General features: G+C 73.5%; 15 protein-coding genes. 5 read left to right on the top strand and 10 right to left on the bottom strand.

Annotation, left to right across the window (positions count from 1 at the left end; translation table 11 throughout):
* Positions 1 to 217: 217 nt before the first annotated feature.
* Positions 218 to 1600 (bottom strand): MFS transporter, encoded by a 1383-nt coding sequence (locus AA75_RS02205; RefSeq protein WP_033817964.1) that lies wholly within the window; start codon positions 1598 to 1600, stop codon positions 218 to 220.
* A gap of 63 nt (positions 1601 to 1663) precedes the next feature.
* On the opposite strand from AA75_RS02205, the gene AA75_RS02200 reads away from it, so the two are divergent.
* Complete coding sequence (locus AA75_RS02200; protein WP_033817963.1) at positions 1664 to 2620, top strand: LysR family transcriptional regulator; 957 nt, start codon at positions 1664 to 1666, stop codon at positions 2618 to 2620.
* 163 nt (positions 2621 to 2783) lie between these two features.
* The gene (locus AA75_RS02195; RefSeq protein ID WP_051811613.1) at positions 2784 to 3932 is read left to right on the top strand and encodes an adenosine deaminase; all 1149 of its coding nucleotides are present in this window, start codon (positions 2784 to 2786) and stop codon (positions 3930 to 3932) included.
* 721 nt (positions 3933 to 4653) lie between these two features.
* On the opposite strand, the gene AA75_RS45075 is transcribed toward AA75_RS02195, so the two are convergent.
* Positions 4654 to 4839 (bottom strand): PspC domain-containing protein, encoded by a 186-nt coding sequence (locus AA75_RS45075; protein WP_082526182.1) that lies wholly within the window; start codon positions 4837 to 4839, stop codon positions 4654 to 4656.
* A gap of 380 nt (positions 4840 to 5219) precedes the next feature.
* Here AA75_RS45075 and AA75_RS02185 point away from each other — a divergent pair, with 380 nt between their 5' ends.
* Together AA75_RS02185 and AA75_RS02180 are read left to right on the top strand one after the other, a co-directional pair.
* The gene (locus tag AA75_RS02185) at positions 5220 to 5819 is read left to right on the top strand and encodes a hypothetical protein (RefSeq protein WP_033817961.1); all 600 of its coding nucleotides are present in this window, start codon (positions 5220 to 5222) and stop codon (positions 5817 to 5819) included.
* Between the two features lie 385 nt (positions 5820 to 6204).
* Positions 6205 to 6987, top strand: a complete 783-nt coding sequence (locus tag AA75_RS02180) for a hypothetical protein (protein ID WP_033817960.1) — start codon at positions 6205 to 6207, stop codon at positions 6985 to 6987.
* Here AA75_RS02180 and AA75_RS02175 read toward each other — a convergent pair.
* From AA75_RS02175 to afsQ1, 4 genes are all read right to left on the bottom strand, one after another.
* Positions 6956 to 7705, bottom strand: coding sequence for a VanZ family protein (locus AA75_RS02175; RefSeq protein ID WP_051811611.1), 750 nt, complete (start codon positions 7703 to 7705; stop codon positions 6956 to 6958). The two genes, AA75_RS02180 and AA75_RS02175, sit on opposite strands and share 32 nt — an antisense overlap.
* 74 nt (positions 7706 to 7779) lie before the next feature.
* Positions 7780 to 8082 carry a hypothetical protein gene (locus AA75_RS02170; RefSeq protein ID WP_033817959.1) on the bottom strand — a complete coding sequence of 101 codons (303 nt, stop codon included), beginning with the start codon at positions 8080 to 8082 and terminating at the stop codon, positions 7780 to 7782.
* Positions 8079 to 9572: a HAMP domain-containing sensor histidine kinase gene (locus AA75_RS02165; RefSeq protein WP_051811617.1), complete on the bottom strand. Its 1494-nt coding sequence runs from the start codon at positions 9570 to 9572 to the stop codon at positions 8079 to 8081. The genes AA75_RS02170 and AA75_RS02165 overlap by 4 nt, the downstream gene beginning before the upstream one ends.
* Positions 9573 to 9622: 50 nt before the next feature.
* Positions 9623 to 10300 (bottom strand): two-component system response regulator AfsQ1, encoded by a 678-nt coding sequence (afsQ1, locus tag AA75_RS02160; protein WP_033817957.1) that lies wholly within the window; start codon positions 10298 to 10300, stop codon positions 9623 to 9625.
* A 273-nt stretch (positions 10301 to 10573) separates the two neighbouring features.
* Here afsQ1 and AA75_RS02155 point away from each other — a divergent pair, with 273 nt between their 5' ends.
* Positions 10574 to 11488, top strand: a complete 915-nt coding sequence (locus AA75_RS02155) for a SigE family RNA polymerase sigma factor (RefSeq protein WP_033817956.1) — start codon at positions 10574 to 10576, stop codon at positions 11486 to 11488.
* 197 nt (positions 11489 to 11685) lie between these two features.
* On the opposite strand, the gene AA75_RS02150 is transcribed toward AA75_RS02155, so the two are convergent.
* From AA75_RS02150 to deoC, 4 genes are all read right to left on the bottom strand, one after another.
* Entirely contained in the window at positions 11686 to 12324 is a 639-nt protein-coding gene (locus tag AA75_RS02150) for an ATP-binding protein (RefSeq protein ID WP_199520243.1), read from the bottom strand.
* Between the two features lie 233 nt (positions 12325 to 12557).
* Positions 12558 to 13460, bottom strand: a complete 903-nt coding sequence (locus AA75_RS02145; RefSeq protein ID WP_033817955.1) for an aldehyde dehydrogenase family protein — start codon at positions 13458 to 13460, stop codon at positions 12558 to 12560.
* A complete protein-coding gene (locus tag AA75_RS02140) occupies positions 13453 to 14946 on the bottom strand; it encodes an aldehyde dehydrogenase family protein (protein WP_233288884.1) in 1494 nt (497 codons plus the stop codon). The genes AA75_RS02145 and AA75_RS02140 overlap by 8 nt, the downstream gene beginning before the upstream one ends.
* 5 nt (positions 14947 to 14951) lie before the next feature.
* Positions 14952 to 15938, bottom strand: a complete 987-nt coding sequence (gene deoC, locus AA75_RS02135) for a deoxyribose-phosphate aldolase (protein WP_082526178.1) — start codon at positions 15936 to 15938, stop codon at positions 14952 to 14954.
* Positions 15939 to 16037: the final 99 nt, after the last annotated feature.

The following is a 16037-nucleotide window of genomic DNA, read 5'->3' as shown; positions in this document are numbered from 1 at the left end:
AAGAGCTACTACCGGGACGACACCCTACGCACCGTGCGCCCCGTGTGTCACCGGCGAGTTGCGGGTGTCTGCCGGGGCCCGGACGGACGTCCACGACCCGCCGGTGACACACGGGGCGCACGCCGGCGCCGGCCGGTCCCCCGCGGTTCGGGGTGCCGGCCGGCCGGCGGGCCCGGGCGGGCCTCGGGCCCGGGGCGGTGCTCAGGCCGAAGCGGGGTCAGGCCCGGAGCGAGGTCAGCGCGCCCGGCCGCCGGGAGCGGACGGCCTGCCGGGTCGCGTACAGGGTGACACCCGCCGCCAGTGTCATCGCGACCAGGCCGACGGCGGCGGCGCCGGCCCAGCCGGAGGAGTGGTAGGCGTCCGCGCCGAGGGTGCCGCCGAGGCTGTTGCCCAGGTAGTAGGCGATCAGGTAGAGCGCCGAGGCCTGGGCCCGGCCGTGGGTGGCGGTGCGGCCGACCGAGGAGGAGGCGGTGGCGTGGCCGATGAAGAACCCGGCGGTGATCAGGACCAGCCCGAGCAGGGCGCAGACCAGCGAGCCGCCCAGCGAGAGCAGCAGACCGGCGGCGGTGGTGCCGATCGCGACGTACAGGGTGCCGCGCCGGCCGAGCCGGCCGGTGAGGCGGCCCGCGTTGGCGGAGGCGACCGTGCCGACCAGGTAGACCACGAAGACCGAGGCGGCGATCGACTCCGGCAGGTGGAACGGCGCCGCGATCAGCCGGAACCCGACGGTGTTGTAGACCGCGCCGAAGACCGCCATGAACAGCGCGCCCAGCGCGTACAGCCGCAGCAGCAGCGGGTCCCGCAGGTGGGAGCCGACGGTCCGGGCGACGGCCCGCGCATCGACCGGGGTCCGGCGGAACTGACGGGCCGGCGGGATCAGCAGCCGGAACGCGACCACCGCGAGCACGGCCACCAGGGCGGAGGCGGCCAGGCCCCAGCGCCAGCCCCAGGCGGCGCCGGCCCAGCCCGAGACCAGCCGGCCGCCCATGCCGCCGATCGAGTTGCCCGCCACGTACAGGCCCATCGCCGAGGCCAGCGCGCTCGGGTGGACCTCCTCGGCCAGGTACGCCATCGCGGTGGCCGGCAGCCCGGCCAGCGCCGCGCCCTGGACCGCCCGCAGGATGGTCAGCGTGGTGAGGTCGGGTGCGAGCGGCAGCAGCAGGGCGAAGCCGGTGGCGGCGGCCATCGAGGCCGTCATCACGGCGGTGCGGCCGTACCGGTCGGACAGCGCGCTGGCCGGGAGCAGGCCGAGCGCGAGGCCCAGGGTGGCGGCCGAGGCGGTCCAGCTGGCCTGGCCGGGCGTCAGGCCGAGGTCCTGGGAGAGCAGCGGCAGCAGGCCCTGGGTCGCGTACAGCAGGACGAAGGTGGCGATCCCGGCGGCGAAGAGCGCGAGGTTGGCCCGGCGGAAGGCCCGGACGCCGGGACGCAGCCGGAGGTCCGCTCCGGCGGAGGTCACGGAGGCGGGCACGGAGGCGGGCGCGGAGGCCGGTGCGGAGGCGGCGGAGGCGGCGGAGGCGGCGGGCACGGAGGCGGCGGTGGACGGCTGCGGAAGGGCGCCCGGCAGTGTCGCTGCGGGCGCCCCGGTACTGGCGGGTGGCATGTCTCGACGGTAGGACCGTGCCGCTTGATGCGTCCAATGCATGAACCGGCCAGAATTCATGCCATGACGCATGAGAGCACCTCGCAGCCGGTCCGCCCCGCCGAGCTGGAACCGGACGCGGCCGTGGTCCGACTCGCCCCGCAGCTGGCGCAGTTCGCGGCGGTGGCCCGGCTGGAGCACGTCACCCAGGCCGCGCAGCTGCTGGACATGCCGCAGCCGACGCTCTCCCGGGCCGTGGCCCGGCTGGAGGCCGAACTGGGGGTGGACCTGCTCGCCCGGCAGGGCCGGGCGGTCCGGCTGACCAGGGCCGGCCGGCTGTTGCTCGGCTCGGTGGAGCGGGCGCTGGCGGAGCTGGAACGCGGCGCGGAGGCGGCCCGCGCCGAGGCCGACCCGACGGCGGGCCGGGTCGCCTTCGGCTTCCTGCACACCATGGGGACGGACGCGGTACCCGCGCTGCTGCGCGGCTTCCGGGCCGGGCATCCGGGCGTGCGCTTCCAGCTGGCGCAGGACTACGTGGCGGCGATGCTCGACCGGCTGCGGGCGGGCGAGCTGGACCTGTGCCTGGTCTCGCCGATCCCGGACTCGCCCGACCTGGTCGCCCGTCAGCTGGACGAACAGCGGCTGTACCTCGCGGTCCCGGCCGACCACCGGCTGGCCGGGCGCCGGCGGATCCGGCTCGGTGAGGTGGCCCAGGACCCGTTCGTCGCGGTCGAGGAGGGGTACGGGCTGCGCATGATCACTGACGGCTTCTGCGCGGAGGCCGGGTTCAGCCCGCGGATCGCCTTCGAGGGGGAGGAGGCGGAGACGCTGCGCGGACTGGTCGCCGCGGGCCTCGGGGTGGCCCTGCTGCCGCCCGCCCTGGTGCCCCGTCCCGGGGTGGTGGAGCTGGAGGTCACCGCGCCGCGCACCCGCCGGGCGATCGGCCTGGCCTGGGCGGCGGGCCGCCCGCCGACCCCGCCGGTGGCCGCGTTCCGCGACTTCGTGCTCTCCCGCCGGGGGCGGCTGCTGGACCACGACTAGGCAGGTGCCGGAGCGGGTGTGCGCGCCGACGGTGCCCGCCGCGCGGCCGGTGGTGGGCGAACCGTCCGGTGCCCTGGGCGGAGGGGTGGTGTTCGCGGTTCGGTCGGGTGCCGTACGGCGCGCCGAGGTGGAAATCTACGCGCGTAGGAGCTACCCTCTCGCAATGGAGACCCACATCCCTGCCGCCGCGGGCACCACTGGCCCCCGCATTCCCACGCCCGACCAGATCGCCCGCGCCCCCAAGGTGCTCCTGCACGACCACCTGGACGGCGGGCTCCGCCCCGAGACCATCGTCGAGCTCGCCGCCGCCTGCGGCTACCAGGGCCTGCCGACCACCGACCCGGTCAAGCTCGGCGTGTGGTTCCGCGAGGCCGCCGACTCCGGCTCGCTGGTCCGCTACCTGGAGACCTTCGCCCACACCTGCGCCGTGATGCAGACGCGTGAGGCGCTGATCAAGGTCGCCGCCGACTGCGCCGAGGACCTGGCCGCCGACGGCGTCGTGTACGCCGAGGTCCGCTACGCCCCCGAGCAGCACCTGGAGGCCGGCCTCACCCTGGACGAGGTCGTCGAGGCCGTCAACGAGGGCTTCCGCCTCGGCGAGGCCAACGCCCGCGCGGCCGGCCACCGGATCCGGGTCGGCACCCTGATCACCGCGATGCGGCACGCCGCCCGCTCGCAGGAGATCGCCGAGCTGGCCAACCGCCACCGTGACCAGGGCGTGGTCGGGTTCGACATCGCCGGTGCCGAGGCGGGCCACCCGCCCACCCGCCACCAGGCCGCCTTCGACTACCTCAAGGGCGAGAACAACCACTTCACCATCCACGCGGGCGAGGCCTTCGGCCTGCCGTCGATCTGGGAGGCGCTGCAGTGCTGCGGTGCCGACCGCCTCGGCCACGGCGTGCGGATCGTCGACGACATCACCGTGCACGAGGACGGCCGGGTCGAGCTCGGCCGGCTGGCCGCGTACGTGCGCGACAAGCGGGTCCCGCTGGAGATGTGCCCCACCTCCAACCTGCAGACGGCGGCGGCGTCCTCGTACGCCGAGCACCCGATCGGGCTGCTCAGCCGGCTGAAGTTCCGGGTCACCGTCAACACCGACAACCGCCTGATGAGCGGCACCAGCATGAGCCAGGAGTTCGGCCACCTGGTCGAGGCCTTCGGCTACACGCTGGGCGACATGGAGTGGTTCACGGTCAACGCCATGAAGTCGGCGTTCCTGCCCTTCGACGAGCGCCTCGCCATGATCAACGACGTGATCAAGCCGGGCTACGCCGAGCTCAAGGCCGAGTGGCTGTTCCAGGCCCGCGGCTGACGGACGCCGTCGCGGACGCCGCGGTGGAGGCCCGACCGGGCCCGCCGCGGCACCCGTTCGACCCGTAACCCGGACGAGTGACGCCCCTTTGGTCCCCGAAGGGCCCAGTCACTACGGTGTGTCAGTCACTTCTGACACGGCGTAGTTCTGGCGCCCTTCGGGGTCCTGCCATGTGCGCCGGCCCGACGAGGACGAGGATCAACACATGAAGCAGGCCACTCTCAAGGCCGCGGGTACGGCTGCGCTCGGCGTTGCGATCGCCGCCGTCGCCGCGGGTACCGCCTCTGCTGCCGCTGCCGGCGGCCTCGGACTCCCGACCACGCTGGCCAACCCCGAGGTGGCGGGTGCCGCCACCGGCGCGGCGACCGGCGCGGTCACCAAGGTGCCCGGCGGCGGCGAGGTGACCGAGGCGGTGGGCACCCTGGGTGTCGCCAACCCGCTGAACCCGGCCCCGGCGGCCAAGCAGGCCCCCGCCGCGCAGGCCCCGGCCGCGTCGGCGCCCGCCGCCCAGGCCCCCGCGGCCCAGCCCGCGGCCGCCGAACTGCCCGCCGTCGAGCCGGCCGTGGACGCCCCGATGGCCGACGGCATGCGTTCCGCCGGTGCCGACCGGGTGGGCGGCCTGGAGTCCGTCCCCGGTGGCCAGGGCCTGTCCAAGACCCCGGTCGGCGGCGTGGTCAACACGGTCAGCGGCCTCGGCCGTGCGGTCGGGTGCGGGGTGCGGTCACGGCTCCTGGGGGAGCACCACCCACAGCGCCAGGTAGAGCAGGAACTGCGGGCCGGGCAGCAGGCACGACAGCAGGGCGATGATCCGGACGGTCCAGGGGGCGAGACCGAACCGCTCGGCGAGCCCGGCGCAGACGCCGGCGATGACGCGGTTGTGGCGGGGGCGGGCGAGGCGGCGGCTCATGACGGTCTCCGAGGTGTACGGCCCGGTGCCGGTCTCTCCGGTGGGCATGTCCCCATCCTCCGCGCCCCGGCGGCGCCGGACGTCAGCCCCGATGCGGATCCCGGCCCCTCGACTCTGCCCGGGTCGGGACGCCCCGGGATCAGGGGATTCTCAGGGGCGGACCCCTACCCCCGGCCGGAACCGCAGCCGCCGGCGGGTCCCGGCGCCGGGCGCCCCTGCCAGGCCCCGTAGGCTCGCGCCCGGGCGCCGCACGCGGGCCGCCGCGCCCCCGGTGCGGAGCCGGAGTACGCACGGGGAGCGACCGCCGGGTGTGCACACCTCCCGGGCGGGCGAGGTGACGTGAACGGACGTCCTGGCCCTTCAGGAAGAGGCCTTTCAGCGTGACCGGTGATCAGACGGCGGTCGAGCAGACCGGGTACCTCGATCCGGCCCGCCGGCTGAGGGCCGGGGCGCTGCTGCTAGTGCGCTACTGCGGCATTCACAGTGATCCCAGGTTCTCCCCGTGGTTCGAACGGGAACGGGACGTGCTGGCCGGCGTGGTGGAGACGGCGCGGGCGGCGGTTCGCGGGCGCGCCGGGCGGACGGATTTCGAGCAGCTCCGTGCGGGACTCGACGACGCCCTCGAATCGAGTGACCCCGAGGGGCCGCCGTTCCAGGCGGAGATCTTCGACCATCTGGTGTTCGCGACGGGGGTGCTCGATGTCCTCCGGGCACCCGAGGACGCCGATGCGCTGAACTGTGCGCCGGAGCGGGCCGATGAACTCGCAGAGGCCCATGACGGTATGGCGCAGGAGTGCGGTCCGGCGGGCGGCCGGGGCGGGGCCGTTCTCGGTGCCCTGGAGACGGAGGCGCGTCGGCTCGACGTGTCGGCCGGTGAGGATCCAGTCGTTGCGCTGGCCAGGAGCGAGGAATTCGCGGCCGCCTATGCGCGTTCGATCGCGGCCTACTACACCGATGCGGACGCCGGCATCGGCGCTTGATGCCGCATCGGGTTCCGCGGGAATTCTCCGCCCGAACGGCGGAAAGCCGGCCACGGGCGCAGGGCAGAGCAACCGAAGATGACCGAACGTTCGATCCGAGGAATTCCCCCACCCGCCGGGCGAACTGCCGGCGGTGGCGAAAACAAACCACGGTGACGGCGCGAAACGGGAGAAGCGGGCCGCGGGCGGTCCGAAACGGATGTGGGAGGCGGGCGCCGGCGCCCGCTCCTCCCGTGGTCCGCCCAGGGTCGAACCCCCCTTCGATCAGGGTGGGTGGCGGATGACATAGTTAGGCGCCGCCGGGGCGGGGCCGCGTGTGGGGGTGTCGCGCAGTCAGGCCGTCCGGGCGAATTCATCCACGGCTCTCTGCAAGGAAAAACACCGCATGCGTCATTCACGGCTGCTTGCCGCCACCCTGCTGTGCTCCCTCGGTCTCGCCGGAGTGACCGCCTGTGGTCCGGCCGACGACAAGAAGAGCGACGACAAGAAGAACGCGGCCCCCGCCGCGTCCTCGCCCGCCGCCGCCGGCCTGGACACCCTCTCCGCCGCGGACATCCTGAAGAAGGCCCAGGAGGCCAGCTCCAAGGCGACCTCGGTCAAGCTGGACTTCGACATCTCCGCCGAAGGCACGAAGATGACCGGCTCGGTCGCCGAGGACAGCACCGGCAACTGCGCGGGCAAGATCTCGCTCGGCGACAAGGGCGGCCTGGAGATCCTGCGCAACTCCGCCTCGGTGTGGCTCAAGCCGGACGCCGACTTCTGGGAGAAGTCGGTCGCCCCGGGCAGCTCGAAGACGCTGGCCGGCAAGTACCTCAGCGGTGGGGTCGAGGCGGCCGAGCTCAAGGAGTTCACGGCCTTCTGCGACATGGGCCTGCAGTTGCTCAAGAGCATCGGCAAGACCGAGGACGGCGCCGACGACACCGCCGGCGCCACCAAGGGCGGCACCAAGCAGGTCGGTGCCGAGACCGCCGTGGTGGTCAAGGCCGGTGACGCCACGGACGGGGCCGAGATCGCCATCGCCGCCAAGGGCGAGCCGTACCTGCTGCAGATGGTCAGCACCGGCGGCGACGCCGGCACGATGACCTTCAGTGACTACAACAAGCCGGTCACCGTCACGCCGCCGGCCGCCGCGCAGGTCATCGACGCGGCGAAGTACCTGAAGGGCTGAGTCCGCCGAACCCGGCGCCCGGGACCGTCCGCTCGTACGCCTGCGCGTACGCGCGGCGGTCCCGCGGCTGTTCCGGCACCGGAACGGCCAGCCGGGCCGACGGCCGGCGCAGCCCGCGGGGCCCGGCGGCCGGACGCCCGGCCTCCGGGGCCGGTCCGGCCTGGGCGGCGGGATCCGCGGCTGCCGCGGGCCCGGCGGCGCGCGGGCGCGACAGGGACCGTGCCGCGGGCAGCACGGCGAGGTGGCAGACGGCGGCGCCGAAGGTGCCGAGCAGGATGTCGTCGACGTTGAGGACGTGGCCGGGCGCCCAGCCCTCGATGATCTCCAGGGCGGTGGCCAGCAGCGCCGCGCCGCCGACGGTGCGCAGGAACGACGGCAGCCAGGGCCCGCGCAGCCGTCCGCCGGCCAGCGGCAGCAGCACCCCGAACGGCGCGAGCGGAAGCAGTCCCCCGGCCAGCTGCCTGGTCCCGGCCCAGCCGCCGAGCGAGACCGCCTGCTGGACGGTGGCGAGCGGGGTCAGGTTGGCCGGGTAGGTCCAGCTGACCGGGAGCGGCCGCAGCGCCAGCCAGCCGAGCAGGGCCAGGTGGAGCGCGAGGAGTACCCGCACCACCGTCCGCAGCGGACGGGACACCCCCGGCCGGGCGGCCGGTCCGGTGGGCTCGTCCTCGGGCGTTGCGCCGCAGTCCTCGGCGCGGGTGGTGGTGCCATGTCGGTGCACGGTCCCAAGGACGCGGGGTCCATCGCGTACGGTTCCCGGCGATCGGGGATCCGCCACCGGCGAACCGGGAAGGCTCAGGGGCAGGGCGAGTCGCTCGCGGCCGCGCTGGGAACCGGCGACGGCGGCGCGCTGAACAGGCCCGCGGACGGGGAGGCCGAGGCGGTCACCGCGGGCCTGGCGGTCCTGGTGCCGGTCGGCACGGGGGTGGCCGACGGGGTCGGCGAGGCCGGTGCGCTCGGCACCTGCGGGACGGAGGGGCAGGCCGTCCGGCTGGCGGGGGCGCCCGCGTACACCGGTACGGCGGTGGGCCGGATCCCGCAGCCGGCCAGCGCGAGCAGCAGCAACAGGGTGGCGGGAACGGTCTTACGGGCCGTCACAGGTCGTCCTCCTGGTCGTCCTGGGCCGGCGGGTTCAACGGCAGGCTCAGCGTGAAGACCGCCCCCGACTCTCCGTTGGCCGCGGTGATGGTCCCCCCGTGTATCTGCGCGTTGGCCATCGCGATCGACAGCCCGAGCCCGCTCCCCTCCGACCTCGCCCGGCCCTTGTCCGCCTTGTAGAAGCGGTCGAAGACGTGCGGCAGCACGTCCTGCGGGATGCCGGGACCGCTGTCGCTGACCCGGACCACGATCTGCCCGTCCTCCTTGCGGACCTTGACCCGCACCGGGGAGCCGCCGTGCTTGAGCGCGTTGCCGATCAGGTTGGCCAGCACCACGTCCAGGCGGCGCGGGTCCACCATCGCGCGCAGCCCGCGCGGCGCGTCCACGTCGACCGCGTCGTACCAGGCCCGGCCGTCGATGCAGGACATCACCAGGTCGGCGATGTCCACCTCGTCGGCGACCAGCTTGGCGGTGCCGGCGTCGAAGCGGGTCACCTCCATCAGGTTCTCCACCAGGTCGGACAGCCGCCGGGTCTCGCTCACCACCAACCGGACGGCCGGCTCGATCATCGGGTCCAGCGCGTCCGCCTCGTCCTCCAGGATGTCCGTCACGGCGGTCATCGCGGTGAGCGGGGTGCGCAGTTCGTGCGACATGTCGGCGACGAAGCGCCGGCTCTGCGCCTCGCGCGCGCTCAACTCCGCGACCTGGTCGGACAGTGACTCGGCGGTCCGGTTGAACGTCCGTGCCAGGTCGGCGAGTTCGTCGCCGCCCTCGACCTCCAGTCGGGTGTCCAGCTTGCCCTCGCCGAGCCGCCGGGCCGCGTCGCCGAGGCGCTTGACCGGCCGCAGCACGGTCGCCGACGCGGCCTGCGCGAGCAGCGCCGAGCCGATCAGCGCGAGCAGCGTCGCGATCGCCAGCGACCAGCCCAGGGTGTTGAGGTCGGCCCGCTCGGTGTCCAGCGACTTGAACATGTAGGCGGTCAGCGGGGTGTCGACCACCTTGGTCCCGCCGATCAGGTACGGCGCCTCCAGGTTCACCCGCTGCCAGTACAGGTGGTAGCCGGCCGGGGTGCCGCCGTTGCCCTCGCTGGGACGGCCGACGGTGTACTGCAGCGTCTGCGGCACCTTGGCCAGCGTGAACCGGGCCGGGTCCGAGGAGGCCAGGCAGTCCGGTCGCGCCTCGTCGACCACCAGCACGTCGTAGTTGAGCCCGGAACCGGCCACCTGGCTCGCCAGTGCGGCCAGTTCGGGGCAGCCGGCGTCCTGCGGGAGGGCGGAGACGTTGCGGGTCACCGACACCCGGAAGTCGTTCAGCGCGGTGTCCTGGGCACGCTTGAGCACCGCGTCCCGGTTCAGCCAGTACGCGATGCCGGAGGCGGACACCGCGGTGATCAGCGCGACCGCGGCGAACACCGCGATCAGCCGCACCCGCAGCGAACGCAGGCGGCGCCACGGGCCCGAGCGGAAACGTGCGGCAGGACGGGGCCGCAGGGGCCGGGCGTCAGTCAACGGTTCTCACAGACAGGTCGGGGCGGGGCCAACTACGCGGGCGGGTCGAGCCGGTAGCCGACCCCGCGCACGGTGCGGATCAGCGTGGGGGCGGACGGCACGTCCTCCACCTTCGCCCGCAGCCGCTGCACACAGGCGTCCACCAGCCGGGAGTCTCCCAGGTAGTCGTGCTCCCACACCAGCCTCAGCAACTGCTGGCGGGAGAGCGCCTGTCCGGGCCGGCGGCTCAGCTCCAGCAGCAGCCGCAGCTCGGTCGGGGTGAGCTGGAGGTCCTCGCCGTCCTTGGTGACCGTCATCGCCGAGCGGTCGATCACCAGGCCGCCGTAACTGGCGGAGTCGGTGTTCTCGCGCTCGCCGCGGCGGAGCACCGCGCGGATCCGGGCGTCCAGCACCCGGGCCTGCACCGGCTTGACCACGTAGTCGTCGGCCCCGGACTCCAGGCCGACCACCACGTCGATGTCGTCGGAACGCGCGGTCAGCAGGATGATCGGCAGCTGGTCGGTGCGACGGATCCGACGGCAGACCTCGAAGCCGTCGATGCCCGGCAGCATCACGTCCAGCACGATCAGGTCCGGACGCTGCTCCTTGAAGAGCTTGAGGCCGTCCTCGCCCGAGGCAGCGGCGGCCACACGGTGACCCTGGCGGGTGAGGGCGAGTTCGAGGCCGGTCCGGATGGCGTCGTCGTCCTCGATCAGAAGCAGGAAAGGCACGGCCTCATTCTGGCCCACTCCGGCGGGGGAATCACCCACCAGGTCCCGGTCGGTATCCGGCGGAACCGGAACGCGGCATTCGAGCGTCCCCGCCGGTGCGGCAGCGGCACGGACGAAAGTCCCGGTCCCTGTGACAGCCCTGTGACAGTCGGCGGACACCGCGATGACGAGCGGTTGGCAGGATTTTCCTTGTCGCCGAAGAACGCACCAGGTCACCGACCGGGGCGGACGGCGGCGGCAAGGACCCGCACGTACCGACCATGGGGGCGCACGATGACCGCAACGCTGAAGACCCGCACCACCGGGGCCGTTCGCACCGCGCACTCATCCGCCGCGCCCACCAGGACCCGGTACGAGGTGCGGACCGACGAGGCATCCGGCGCCGTGATCGTACGGGGGTGCGCACACAGTGCCGGAGCCCGACGCCCGATGGGCACGGGCAGGGGGGAACTGCACGGGATCGGCCGCATGGGGAGTGCGGCCGACTCCGGAACCACCTTGACGCTCCGGGGAATCCTCCCGGTCCGTCCGGGCGGTGACGGGTCCGCGGTCGAGGGGGCCGGCTCGGGGGAGCCGGACGACCGCAGGACCCCGGGCACCACGCTGCTGCGTCTGGCGCCGGCGGCTGCGGAGACCGCCGCGCCGGAGCAGCAGCAGGCCGGGGACCGCACCGCGGAGTTCACCGCGTACGTCAAGGAGCGCCGCGCCTCCCTGTACGCCACCGCGTACCACCTGACCGGCGACCGCTTCGAGGCCGAGGACCTGCTGCAGAGCGCGCTCTTCAGCACCTACCGCGCCTGGGACCGGATCACCGACAAGGCCGCGCTCGGCGGCTACCTCCGCCGCACCATGACCAACCTGCACATCTCGGCCTGGCGCCGCCGCAAGGTCAACGAGTACCCGACCGAGGAGCTGCCGGAGACGGTCGGCGACACCGACGCGATGGGCGGCACCGAGCTGCGCACCGTGCTGTGGCAGGCGCTGGCCAAGCTGCCGGAGAACCAGCGGACCATGCTGGTGCTGCGCTACTACGAGGGCCGCACCGACCCGGAGATCGCCGACATCCTCGGCATCAGCGTCGGCACGGTGAAGAGCAGCATCTGGCGCGCCCTGCGCCGGCTGCGCGACGACGACCAGCTCAACCGCTCCGGTGACACCTGCCTCGCCTTCGGCGAGCTGGTGGCCTGAGCGACACCCACACAGACACCCGTCGGGGGACGGGACAGGACCGCGGAACAGCGGTGGCCGACTCGGGGGAGCGGTCACCTCTGGGGGAGCCGCAGGTCCGACGCGGAGGGGCCCGGTGCCGGGGAGAGGCACCGGGCCCCTCCGTCGTCCGCGCCGCCGGCCCGTCCCGTCCTGGTTCCGTCCTGGTTCCGGTGCCGTCAGGCGGCGACCGGCTGCCGTTCGGCGACGGAGCGGACCCGGCGGGCCGCCTCCGGGCCCGCGCAGGCGGCGGCCCCGAGCTCCACCTGGCGCGCCACGATGCCGCGTTCGGCACGCATCAGCCGCCAGCCGCGGCGCAGCAGGTAGGGGACGGACTTGCGGCCTTCCCGGACGTCCCGGCGGAAGCGCCGCCAGGCGGTGGTCAGCGGCCGGTTGCGCAGGCACAGTGCGTCGCCGAGCAGGCCCTCCGCGGCGCACTGCCCGGCGAGTTCGGCGGCGAAGATGCCCTCCGCGATGAAGGCCGGGGCGCCGCCCAGCTCCAGGGAGCGGCTGCCGGCCCGGCCGTTGGCGGGGATGGAGTAGACCGGGACCTCGGCGCGGCCGTCGGCGATCAGCTGCCGGATCGCCGCCAGGGCCTGGTCGCGGTGCCAGGAGAGCGGGGAGTCCCAGTCGGTGCCGCCGCCGTCGGGGAACTGCGGCAGGGTGGGGTCGTCGCCGTCCTTGTAGAAGTCGTCGAGCTGGAGGACCGGCAGACCGGTGCGCTCGGCCAGCGAGGACTTCCCCGAGCCGGAGGGGCCGGACAGCAGGATCACGCGGATGCCGGGCGTCGGCAGGCCATTCAGCGGGGAGTCACTCACGAGACACCAGTCTGACGCATCCGGGGCGGTGACCGTAACCCGTCGGCAGCGGCCTGCGTCACACCGTCCGCCCCGGGCGCCCCAGGACCGCCGCCGTGGGCGGCCGGGAACGTGGACGGACCCGCACCAGGGGGGAGAAGTGCGGGTCCGTCATCGGCACGTCCGGGCCCCCGGGGGGGGTAGGGGCACTGGGGACGGCCGGTCTGTGGAGTTGTTCCTCGGGCTGCGGAGGGTCAGATACCCATCGGGTGCCAGACCGTCTTGGTCTCCAGGAAGGAGAGCAGCCGCTCGGTGCCGGGCGCGGTGGTCCAGTCCTGCGCGGACGGGTCCAGGGCCGGTCGGATCACTCGCTTCAGAGTATCCGCGGCACCCGCCTCAAGGGTCGCCGCCGCGCCGGGACCGTCGGCGGCGATCGCGCCGGCCAGGTCGAGGCCGTTGACGTCCTGGTGGGTGGCGAGGGTCGGGGCGATGTCCGCCGTCTTCCCGGAGATGATGTTGACCACGCCGCCGGGCACGTCCGAGGTGGCCAGCACCTCGCCGAGCGAGAGCGCGGGCATCGGGGCGTCGGCGGCGGCCGCGACCACCACGGTGTTGCCGGCCGCGACGGCCGGGGCGATCACCTCGACCAGGCCGAGCAGCGAGTGCCCGTACCCGGTCTGCGGGGCGACCACGCCGATCACGCCGCTGGGCTCCGGGGTGGAGAGGTTGAAGAACGGCCCGGCGACCGGGTTGGACCCGCCCGCGATCTGGGCGATCTTGTCGGTCCAGCCCGCGTACCAGACCCAGCGGTCGATCGCGGCGTCCACCAGGGCGGCGGCCTTCTTGACCGCGATGCCCTCGGCGGCGGCCACCTCGGCGGCGAACTGCTCGCGCCGGCCCTGGAGCATCTCGGCGACCCGGTACAGCACCTGGCCGCGGTTGTACGCGGTGGTGCCGGACCAGCCCTTGACGGCGGCCCGGGCCGCCAGCACGGCGTCCCGGGTGTCCTTGCGGGTGCCCAGCGGGGCGTTGCCGAGCCACTGGCCCTTGCTGTCGGTCACCTCGTACACCCGCCCGCTCTCGGAGCGCGGGAACTTCCCGCCGACGTACAGCTTGTAGGTCTTGAGGACGTCAAGACGCAGGGTGATGTCAGACATCGAGGTAGGCCTCCAGACCGTGCCGGCCACCCTCGCGGCCGTAGCCCGACTCCTTGTAGCCGCCGAACGGCGAGGTCGGGTCGAACTTGTTGAAGGTGTTGGCCCACACCACACCGGCCCGCAGACGGGAGGCGGTCCACAGGATCCGCGAGCCCTTCTCGGTCCAGATGCCGGCCGACAGGCCGTACGGGGTGTTGTTGGCCTTCTCGACCGCCTCGGCGGGGGTGCGGAAGGTCAGCACCGACAGGACCGGGCCGAAGATCTCCTCGCGGGCGATCCGGTGGGCCTGGGAGACGCCGGTGAACAGGGTCGGACGGAACCAGAAGCCGGTGCCCGGCAGCTCGCACTCCGGGGCCCAGCGCTCGGCGCCCTCGGCCTCGCCGGCGGCGGTCAGCTCGGTGATCCGGGCCAGCTGGGCGGCCGAGTTGATGGCACCGATGTCGGTGTTCTTGTCCAGCGGGTCGCCGACCCGCAGGGTGTCCATCCGGCGCTTGAGCGCGTCCAGCAGCTCGTCCTGGATCGACTCCTGGACCAGCAGGCGCGAGCCCGCGCAGCAGACGTGGCCCTGGTTGAAGAAGATGCCGTTGACGATGCCCTCGACCGCCTGGTCGATCGGCGCGTCGTCGAAGACGATGTTGGCGGCCTTGCCGCCGAGCTCCAGCGACAGCTTCTTGCGGCTGCCGGCCAGCTGCTTGGCGATGGCCCGGCCGACTGGGGTGGAGCCGGTGAAGGCCACCTTGTTGACGTCCGGGTGGGCGGTCAGCGCGGCGCCGGTGCGGCCGTCACCGGTGACGATGTTGACGACGCCCTTGGGCAGGCCCGCCTGGCGGCAGATCTCGGCGAAGCGCAGCGCGGTCAGCGGGGTGGTCTCGGCCGGCTTGAGCACGACCGTGTTGCCGGTGGCCAGCGCCGGGGCGATCTTCCACGCCAGCATCAGCAGCGGGAAGTTCCACGGGATGACCTGGCCGGCGACGCCCAGCGGCTTCGGGTTGGGACCGTAGCCGGCGAAGTCCAGCTTGTCGGCCCAGCCCGCGTAGTAGAAGAAGTGCGCGGCGACCAGCGGGAGGTCGACGTCGCGGGTCTCGCGGATCGGCTTGCCGTTGTCGATCGACTCCAGCACGGCCAGCTCGCGGGAGCGCTCCTGGATGATCCGGGCGATCCGGAACAGGTACTTGGCGCGCTCGCTGCCCGGCAGCGCCGACCAGTCGGCGAAGGCCCGGCGGGCGGCGGCGACGGCGCGGTCCACGTCCTCGTCGGTGCCGTGCGCGAACTCGGCGAGCACCTGCTCGGTGGCCGGGTTGACGGTCTTCAGCGCCTCGCTGCCGCTGGAGTCGACGAACTCGCCGCCGATGAAGTGGCCGTACGAGGTCGCGATGTCGCCCGCGGCGGCCGGGGACTCCGGCGCCGGGGCGTACTCGAACAGGCCGGCCTTCGGGGCGGCGGCAGCCTGGGCCTGGGGCTCTTCGGTCTTCTTGTTCTTGGCCATGATGGTCAGTCCACCGTCACGTAGTCGGGACCGGAGTACCGGCCGGTGGTGAGCTTCTGACGCTGCATCAGCAGGTCGTTGAGCAGGCTGGAGGCGCCGAAACGGAACCAGTGCGGGGACAGCCAGTCGTCGCCGAGGGTCTCGTTGACCATGACGAGGTACTTCATGGCGTCCTTGGTGGTCTTGATGCCGCCGGCCGGCTTCACGCCGATCTGGACGCCGGTCGCCGCGCGGAAGTCGCGGACCGCCTCCAGCATCAGCAGGGTCACCGGGGGAGTCGCGTTGACCGCGACCTTGCCGGTGGAGGTCTTGATGAAGTCGGCACCGGCCAGCATCGCCAGCCAGGAGACGCGGCGCACGTTGTCGTACGTCTGCAGCTCGCCGGTCTCGAAGATCACCTTGAGGTGGGCGTAGCTGCCGTCGGCGCGCTTGCACGCCTCCTTGACGGCGACGATCTCGTTGAAGACATCGAGGTAGCGGCCGGAGAGGAAGGCTCCCCGGTCGATCACCATGTCGATCTCGTCGGCGCCGGCGGCCACCGCGTCGGCGGTGTCGGCCAGCTTCACCGGCAGGGCGGCGCGGCCGGCCGGGAACGCGGTGGCGACGGAGGCGACCTGGATCGGGGTCCCGGCCAGGGTGGCCTTCGCGGTCGCGACCATGTCCGGATAGACGCAGATCGCGGCCACCTGCGGGGTGCTCGGGTCGGTGGGGTCGGGGTTGCGGCCCTTGATGCAGAGCGAGCGCACCTTGCCGACCGTGTCCGCGCCCTCGAGCGTGGTCAGGTCGATCATCGAGATGGCCAGATCGATGGCGCGGGCCTTGGCCGTGGTCTTGATCGACCGGGTGCCGAGGGAGGCGGCGCGGGCTTCCAGGCCGACCTGGTCGACACCGGGCAGGCCGTGCAGGAAGCGGCGGAGCGATGCCTCGGACGCGGCGACGTCTGCGAGACCGCTGCCCGCAGCATCGGGGGCGTTGGCTGCAAGAGTGGACATAGTCACCAGACCAGCATATCTACGCGCGTAGTCATGCGCTAGGGGAGGCCCCTTTCGATGCGGGACCGAGATCTGCCGGGGCGGTGGGGCGCCGGGCGG

This window comes from Kitasatospora sp. MBT63, assembly GCF_000710465.2.
Taxonomy (GTDB): Bacteria; Actinomycetota; Actinomycetes; order Streptomycetales; family Streptomycetaceae; genus Kitasatospora.
Note: the sequence above shows the minus strand (reverse complement) of the source record. Positions and strands in the feature narration are given on the sequence as shown.